The sequence below is a fragment of the Streptomyces sp. MnatMP-M17 genome, from assembly GCF_900091995.1.
Taxonomy (GTDB): Bacteria; Actinomycetota; Actinomycetes; order Streptomycetales; family Streptomycetaceae; genus Streptomyces.
Genome location: NZ_FMDK01000321.1, coordinates 1 through 7,101 on the forward strand (window position 1 = coordinate 1; position 7,101 = coordinate 7,101).

The following is a 7,101-nucleotide window of genomic DNA, read 5'->3' on the forward strand; positions in this document are numbered from 1 at the left end:
CCGCCCCCCCGGGCGCCGCCGCCGGACGCGGCGCGGCGTCAGCCGGCCAGCACCGCCGCCTCGCGCCGGTCCGGCGCCCAGCAGCGGATGATGTCGCGTACGGAGACGATGCCGACCGGCTCCCGGTCGTTGAGTACGATCAGATGGCGGAATCCGCCGCTCGACATGGCCGCCGCGGCTTCCTCCAGCGTCCAGGAGGGCGCGGCGAAGACGACATCGGTGGTGGTGTGGGTACAGGCGGTCTCGGCGTCGGGGCTCTGGCCCGCACCGAGCGAGTTCAGAATGTCGCGCTCGGTGAGAATCCCGATGCCGCAGTGGTCCGGGTCGAGAACAACGGCGGCGCCGACGCGGCGCGCGGACATCAGCCGGGCCGCCTGGCGGAGCGTATGTGTGGGCCCGATGGTCAGAACCACCGAACTCATGGCGTCACGGACGAGCATGGGGTGAACGCACCTCCTTGGTAAACCGTCCTGTGGAGACCCTCCAATGAGAAACGATTCACAAGTTCACAAGTGGGGGGACTTTCAGAGTGGCACTCCTTGGCCGGAGCAACAAGGGGGCGCCCGAAGCGCGACGTACGCAGCGCGGCGCCCCGCGCGCCTCCCGGTGCGGGTGTTTTTCGGCCTGCGGCCCGAGTAGGGCGCGCGGCTGGGCTCTGCGAGTGGGAACCCGGCGCCGGGGTTGGCGGTTCCGTCCTCGAACGCCGGACGGGTTGGAAATGCGGGCCCGGACCGGGCGGGAAGCCGGGGTTCGGGTCGGGCCCTAATACCGCTGGTTCAGGTATCCCAGCAGTTCCTCGTGGAGGATGCCGTTCGATGCCGCCGCGTTGCCGCTGTGTGGGCCCGCTCGGCCGTCCAGGCCTGTGAAGGTGCCGCCCGCCTCCTGGACCACGATCGTCGTCGCCGCCATGTCCCACAGGGACAGTTCCGGCTCCGCGCAGATGTCCACCGAGCCCTCCGCGACCATCATGTACGGCCAGAAGTCGCCGTAGCCGCGCGTACGCCAGCACGCGCGCGTCAGATCGAGGAAGCCGTCCAGCCGGCCCTGCTCCTCCCAGCCGGTCAGCGAGGAGTACGCGAACGACGCGTCCCGGATGCGCGAGACCTTCGAGACACGCAGCCGGGTCGCGGAGGAGAGGCTGCGGCCCGTATACGCGCCGCCGCCCTTCGCCGCCCACCACCGCCGGCCCAGCGCGGGCGCCGACACCACGCCGACGACCGGCTCGTAACCGCCCTCGGCGGCCACCATCAGGGAGATCAGCGTCGCCCAGACCGGTACTCCGCGGACATAGTTCTTCGTACCGTCGATGGGATCGATGACCCAGCGGCGCGGGCCCGTGCCCTCGATGCCGTACTCCTCGCCCAGGATCGCGTCGCGCGGCCTGGCCCGCTGGAGATGGCCACGGATCAGCTCCTCGGCCGCCTTGTCGGCCTCGGTCACCGGAGTCATGTCCGGTTTGGTCTCGACCTTGAGGTCCAGGGCCTTGAAGCGGTCCATCGTCGCGGCGTCGGCGGCGTCCGCGAGGACATGGGCGAGACGCAGATCATCGTGGTAGTCGGGCATGGTCGTCACAGTATCCACCGGGAGGAAGCCCCGGCCATGGGGCCCGTACCGGCAAGAAGCCGCGGGCGGGCCTCGCCGTTGGTCTTGACAGCCGACGACGGTCCGTCAACTCTGGGCGCAGAGCCGCACGGCCCCGGAGGCGACGATGCCTACTGCGCGTGAAGCCCTGCTCAACGCCGGTCTCTCGGCACTCGCCGGACTGCCCTGGTCCGCGGTCAGAATGGTCGATGTGGCCTCGGCCGCCGGGGTCTCCCGGCAGACGCTCTACAACGAGTTCGGCAGCAAGGACGGGCTGGCCCGCGCGCTCGTGCGGCGCGAGGTCGATCTCTATCTGCGCGGTGTGGAACGGCTGTTGAGCGAGCGGCGGGACACCGTCGACCGGCTAGTGGCCGTCGCCGAGTGGACCGTCACCGAGGCGCGGGCGCGGCCTCTGCTGCGGGCGCTGCTCACCGGCTGCTGGGGACGGTGGCTGCCCGCGCCCGCTCCCGTACGGATCACCGCGCCGCCCTCCGGCGTCCCGGCGCAGCGCCGCGCCGACGCGGGACCGCCCGCGACGGGCGATCTGGTCGCGCTGGTACGGGACAGAGCCGTGGCGGCGCTGGAGCGGCACCGTACGGATCATCTGCGGTCCGGTGCGGGCCGGGCCGAGTTGCTCTACCGCTGTGAGCTGGCCCTGCGGCTGGCGCTTGCCCATCTCGTCGCGCCCGGTGGCGAATCCGTGGCACCGCTGGTGCGTACGGCTGTCACCGCGCCGCTGCCCGCCGCCTCGTCCGTACCGCTCAGTGCGCCGAGCCCGAGAGCTGGAGCCCGATGACTCCGATGATGACCAGGGAGATCGAGACGAGTTTCAGTACGGAGACGATGTCGCCGAGGAAGATCATGCCGTAGATCGCGGTACCGGCCGCGCCGATACCCGTCCAGACCGCGTAGGCGGGACCGACGTCCAGTTTCTTCAGCGAGAGCGTCAGCAGACCGAAGCTGCCGAGCGCGAAGGCCGCGAAGGCGATCGTCGGCCAGAGCCTGGTGAAGCCGTGGGAGAGCTTGAGGCAGACGGCGAATCCCGTCTCCAGGATTCCGGCGACCACAACCAGCAGCCACGCCATTGTCAGAGGCCTCCCCGTATCAGTGACTGCTCGTCCCGCCTGGTTGGATTATGCCCTTACCAGCACCGCGGGATCGCAAACGTGTGCGCGTCAGTCCCCTTCGCGCCGTTCGCGTGTGGCGAGGAGCCGGCGCAGGGAATAGAGCCTGGCCGGATCGGCGTGTCCCTCGGCCACCCATGCGTCGAGCGCGCAGTCCGGCTCGTCGTGGCTGCATGCCCGAGGGCAGCCCTCCGTACCGGGCACCAGATCGGGGAAGGCGAGGATGACCCGGGACGGATCGACATGGTGCAGTCCGAAGGAACGGATGCCCGGGGTGTCGATCACCCAGCCGTCCGCCTTCTCCAGCGGCAGGGCCAGCGCCGAGGTCGTGGTGTGCCGGCCGCGGCCCGTGACCGCGTTGACCAGGCCGGTGGTCCGTCGTCTGTCCTCCGGCACCAGGGCGTTGACCAGAGTTGTCTTGCCGACGCCCGAGTGGCCGACGAAGGCGGTGACCCGGCCGTCGAGATACTCGCGTACGAGACCGGCCGCGTATCCGCTCGCCAACTCGTCGCGCCGGGTGACGACATAGCGGATACCGAGCGCCTTGTAGGTCTCCAACAGCTCGTCGGGCGAGGCCAGATCGGACTTCGTCAGCACGAGCAGCGGTTCCAGACCTCCGTCGTACGCGGCGACCAGGCAGCGGTCGATCAGCCGGGGACGCGGCTCGGGATCGGCGAGCGCGGTGACGACGGCCAACTGGTCGGCGTTGGCGACGACCACGCGCTCGTACGGATCGTCGTCGTCCGCCGTGCGCCGCAGTACGGAGTGGCGCTTCTCGATCCGTACGATCCGCGCCAGCGTGTCCTTCTTGCCCGACAGATCACCGACCAGACCGACCTGGTCTCCCACCACGGCTGCCTTGCGGCCCAGTTCGCGTGCCTTCATCGCCAGGACCACGCGGTCCTCGACGAGGCAGGTGATCCGGCCGCGGTCCACGGTCAGGACCATGCCCTCCGAGGCGTCCTCGTGCTTGGGCCTGATGTTCGTACGCGGCCGGTTGCCCTTGGGATTGGGGCGGGAGCGGATGTCGTCCTCGTCGGGGTTCTTGCCGTAGCGCCGCATCGCGTCAGGCTCCCGCTCCCGTCAGCATGTCGGTCCACATCCGCGGGAAGTCGGGCAGTGTCTTGGCGGTCGTGCCCACGTTCTCGATCTGTACTCCTTCGACGGCCAGGCCGATGATCGAACCGGCCGTGGCCATCCGGTGGTCGTCGTAGGTGTGGAACACACCGCCGTGCAGCGGGCGCGGGCGGATGTGCAGTCCGTCCGCCGTCTCGGTGACATCACCGCCCAGTTCGTTGATCTCCTTGGTGAGCGCGGCCAGCCGGTCCGTCTCATGGAGCCGCAGATGCGCGACGCCGCGCAGTGTGGAGGGCGAGTCGGCGAGCGCGGCGACGGCCGCGATACCGGGTGTCAGTTCGCCGACCTCGCTCAGATCGACGTCGATGCCATGGATCGTGCCCGTGCCACGGAAGGTGAGGCTGGAGCCCTCCGCCGTCATGACGTACTCACAGGAGCCGCCCATCTCGGTGAAGATCTCACGCAGCGCGTCACCCGGCTGAGTGGTCCGCTCCGGCCAGTCCGGGACGGTGACCCGGCCGCCGGTGACCAGCGCGGCGGCCAGGAACGGCTGGGCGTTGGAGAGATCCGGTTCCACGGTCAGATCGCGGCCGAGCAGCGCGCTGGGAGAGACGCGCCAGACATTGGGCTCACCGCCGGTCTCGGGCTCGTCGACCTGGGCGCCGACCGCGCGGAGCATGTCGACGGTCATCCGGATGTGCGGCATGGAGGGCAGCACGGCGCCCACATGCCGTACCTCCACGCCCTGGTTGAAGCGCGCGCCCGAGAGCAGCAGCGCGGAGACGAACTGGGAGGACGCGGAGGCGTCGATCTCCACCGCGCCGCCGTCCAGCGCGCCGCCGCCGTGCACGGTCAGCGGGAGCGCGCCACGGCTGTCGTCGTCAATACGGGCGCCGAGGGCGCGCAGCGCGTGGATGACGCTGTGCAGTGGACGTTCGTAGGAGCGTGGATCGCCGTCGAAGCGGATGGCTCCGTCGGCGAGTGTCGCCACGGGCGGCAGGAAGCGCATCACCGTGCCGGCGTTGCCGACGTCGACCGTCGCCGGGCCGTGCAGCCCGGACGGGATCACGCGCCAGGCCTCGCCGCCCGGCGCGGGAACGCCGGCGGCGGTGGAGCTGGACGAGAGGCTTTCCTCGATGCCGACGCCCATGGCGCGCAGGGCGTCGGCCATCAGCAGGGTGTCACGGGAGCGCAGCGGGCGGCGGAGCCAGCCGGGCTCGGCGGCCAGCGCGGCGAGGACCAGACCGCGGTTGGTGACCGACTTGGAACCGGGCACGGTGACCGTCGCTTCGACGGCCCCGTGTGCGTAGGGGGCGGGCCAGAGGGCGGGCTGCACGGAGCTTTCGGTCATGGCCATCACTTTAGTGGTTCGTAACCGAAGCGGATCCTGAACAAAAGTGGCGAAACCAGGGTGTAACGAGAAGGTGATAGGAGGTGCACAGGGCGCTTACAAGCCCAGTAGCCAGCGCCCGCCGCCGATGAGTGAGCAGAGCGAGACGGCGTGGAAGAGAAACAGCCAGAGCGCCGGTGGTGCATGCGTCAGCCGTCCGAGCTGGTCGGCGTCCGAATCCCCGGCTCCGCCGTGTCGGCGCTTGGCCTGGAGCTCGAACGCCGGGCGTACGCCCCCGAGGAGCAGAAACCAGACAGCCGTGTACGCGAACGCCGACTGGACGGCGGGCTCGGTCAGCCACGAGATCAACAGGAACGCGGCACCGGTGAGGATCACGGTGAGCGCTCCGTACGCGTTGCGGATCATCACCAGCATCGCGAGCAGCAGGGCCGTCGCCAGCCAGAGCAGCAGTGTGATGTGGTGCGCGGAGAGCAGCCAGGCACCGCCGAGACCGAGCAGCGGCGGCGCGGTGTATCCCGCGGCGGCGGTGAGGATCATGCCGAGGCCCGAGGGCCTGCCACGGCTGACCGTCAGTCCCGAGGTGTCCGAGTGCAGCCTGATGCCGTCGAGCCGGCGCCCGGTGACCAGGGCTATGAGCCCGTGGCCGCCCTCGTGCGCGATGGTGATCGCGTTGCGGGAGAGCCGCCAGAGCGGACGCGGTACGACGGCTATGAGCGCGAGGGCACCGGCCAGGGCCACCAGCCAGTCCTCCGGTGCGGGCTGAGTGCCGAAGACGCGGTCCCACAGATCGGCGATCGAGGTCGAGTCGATACTGGCCATTTCTCGGGCGGCTCCTCAACTGGGTTTGCGTCGTGCCAGTGTTGCAGTCGTGGCAGTGTTGCATTTATGTGCGGACGGTATGCGGCGAGCCGGAGCCCGGAAGTTCTTCAGGGGCTCTTCGGCATAGAGAAGTGGGAGCCCGAGGAGACCCTCGCTCCCGACTGGAACGTGGCTCCGACGAAGGAGGTCTACGCGGTTCTGGAGCGTCCGGTGAAAGACGCCGCAGAGCCCGTCCCGGTTCGTCAGCTGCGCAGGCTGAAGTGGGGACTCGTACCGTCCTGGGCGAAGACGCCCGAGGGCGGAGCGCGGATGATCAACGCGCGCGCCGAGACCGTGCATGAGAAGCCCTCCTTCCGCAGGCCCTTCCTCGCGCGCCGCTGCATCCTGCCGGCCGACGGCTATTACGAGTGGGTCACCGGCTCCGACGAGCGTCAGCTCGAAGAGCAGGGCAGGAAGAAGCGTCCGCGCAAGCAGCCTTATTTCGTGACGCCCGCCGACGGCGCGGTGATGGCCATGGCCGGGCTCTACGAGTTCTGGCGCGACCGCACTCTGCCGGACGACCATCCGCAGGCCTGGTGGGTGACCTGTTCGGTGATCACGACCGAGGCGGAGAAGACACCGCTGGCGGTCGCTCCCGCCGAGGGACCGGGCTCGCTGGCGGAGATCCACCCGAGGATGCCGCTGATGCTGACGCCGGACCGCTGGGATGCCTGGCTGGATCCGGCGCGTACGGATCCCGAGGAGCTGCGGGGGCTGCTCGAACCGCCGCCGGCCGGGCTGATGCGGGCGTATCCCGTGGCTACGGCCGTCAGCAATGTCCGTAACAACGGGCCCGAGCTGCTGGCGGAGCTGGCCGCGCCGGAGGAGAGCACGCTGTTCTGAGGGCCGCCCGTTCCTGAGGGCCGTACCTCGCGCGGCAGGATGAACGTGTGACGAGTGAGCCGAGAGAGACCAGCGAGCCGAAAGAGACCACCGTGGACGGGCCGGAGCGCGAGAGCGTCGGGACGCCGGCCGGAGATGCCCGTATCACCTGGTACGCGGCGCCGCGGCCACGGCTCGTTCTCGCCCTCGGCCATGGCGCGGGCGGCGGGATCGAGGCGCGTGACCTCCAGGCCCTCGCCGCCGCGCTGCCGCCGCTCGGTGTCACTG

Annotated in this window: 8 protein-coding genes and 1 pseudogene; 3 read left to right on the forward strand and 6 right to left on the reverse strand. The window is 70.1% G+C overall.

The genetic code is table 11. The annotated features are described in order from the left end of the window. Positions 1-38: 38 nt before the first annotated feature. Both GA0115259_RS14925 and hisN read right to left on the reverse strand, forming a co-directional pair. Positions 39-440: a CBS domain-containing protein gene (locus GA0115259_RS14925; protein ID WP_093596388.1), complete on the reverse strand. Its 402-nt coding sequence runs from the start codon at positions 438-440 to the stop codon at positions 39-41. 322 nt (positions 441-762) lie between these two features. After that, positions 763-1,563, reverse strand: coding sequence for a histidinol-phosphatase (gene hisN, locus GA0115259_RS14930; protein ID WP_093596390.1), 801 nt, complete (start codon positions 1,561-1,563; stop codon positions 763-765). Between the two features lie 145 nt (positions 1,564-1,708). On the opposite strand from hisN, the gene GA0115259_RS14935 reads away from it, so the two are divergent. Continuing rightward, positions 1,709-2,377, forward strand: coding sequence for a TetR/AcrR family transcriptional regulator (locus GA0115259_RS14935; RefSeq protein ID WP_093596392.1), 669 nt, complete (start codon positions 1,709-1,711; stop codon positions 2,375-2,377). On the opposite strand, the gene GA0115259_RS14940 is transcribed toward GA0115259_RS14935, so the two are convergent. The 4 genes from GA0115259_RS14940 to GA0115259_RS14955 form a co-directional block, all read right to left on the reverse strand. Continuing rightward, positions 2,343-2,666, reverse strand: a complete 324-nt coding sequence (locus tag GA0115259_RS14940) for a DMT family transporter (RefSeq protein WP_093596394.1) — start codon at positions 2,664-2,666, stop codon at positions 2,343-2,345. The two genes, GA0115259_RS14935 and GA0115259_RS14940, sit on opposite strands and share 35 nt — an antisense overlap. A gap of 90 nt (positions 2,667-2,756) precedes the next feature. After that, on the reverse strand, positions 2,757-3,767 hold the full coding sequence (gene rsgA, locus GA0115259_RS14945) for a ribosome small subunit-dependent GTPase A (protein ID WP_093596396.1): 1,011 nt from the start codon (positions 3,765-3,767) through the stop codon (positions 2,757-2,759). A 4-nt stretch (positions 3,768-3,771) separates the two neighbouring features. After that, on the reverse strand, positions 3,772-5,133 hold the full coding sequence (aroA, locus tag GA0115259_RS14950; RefSeq protein ID WP_093596400.1) for a 3-phosphoshikimate 1-carboxyvinyltransferase: 1,362 nt from the start codon (positions 5,131-5,133) through the stop codon (positions 3,772-3,774). A gap of 96 nt (positions 5,134-5,229) precedes the next feature. Continuing rightward, complete coding sequence (locus GA0115259_RS14955) at positions 5,230-5,952, reverse strand: M50 family metallopeptidase (RefSeq protein ID WP_202450019.1); 723 nt, start codon at positions 5,950-5,952, stop codon at positions 5,230-5,232. A 66-nt stretch (positions 5,953-6,018) separates the two neighbouring features. On the opposite strand from GA0115259_RS14955, the gene GA0115259_RS14960 reads away from it, so the two are divergent. Further along, complete coding sequence (locus GA0115259_RS14960; protein ID WP_093596398.1) at positions 6,019-6,834, forward strand: SOS response-associated peptidase; 816 nt, start codon at positions 6,019-6,021, stop codon at positions 6,832-6,834. Between the two features lie 92 nt (positions 6,835-6,926). Next, a pseudogene (locus tag GA0115259_RS14965) lies at positions 6,927-7,101 on the forward strand (hydrolase); the annotation flags it as partial.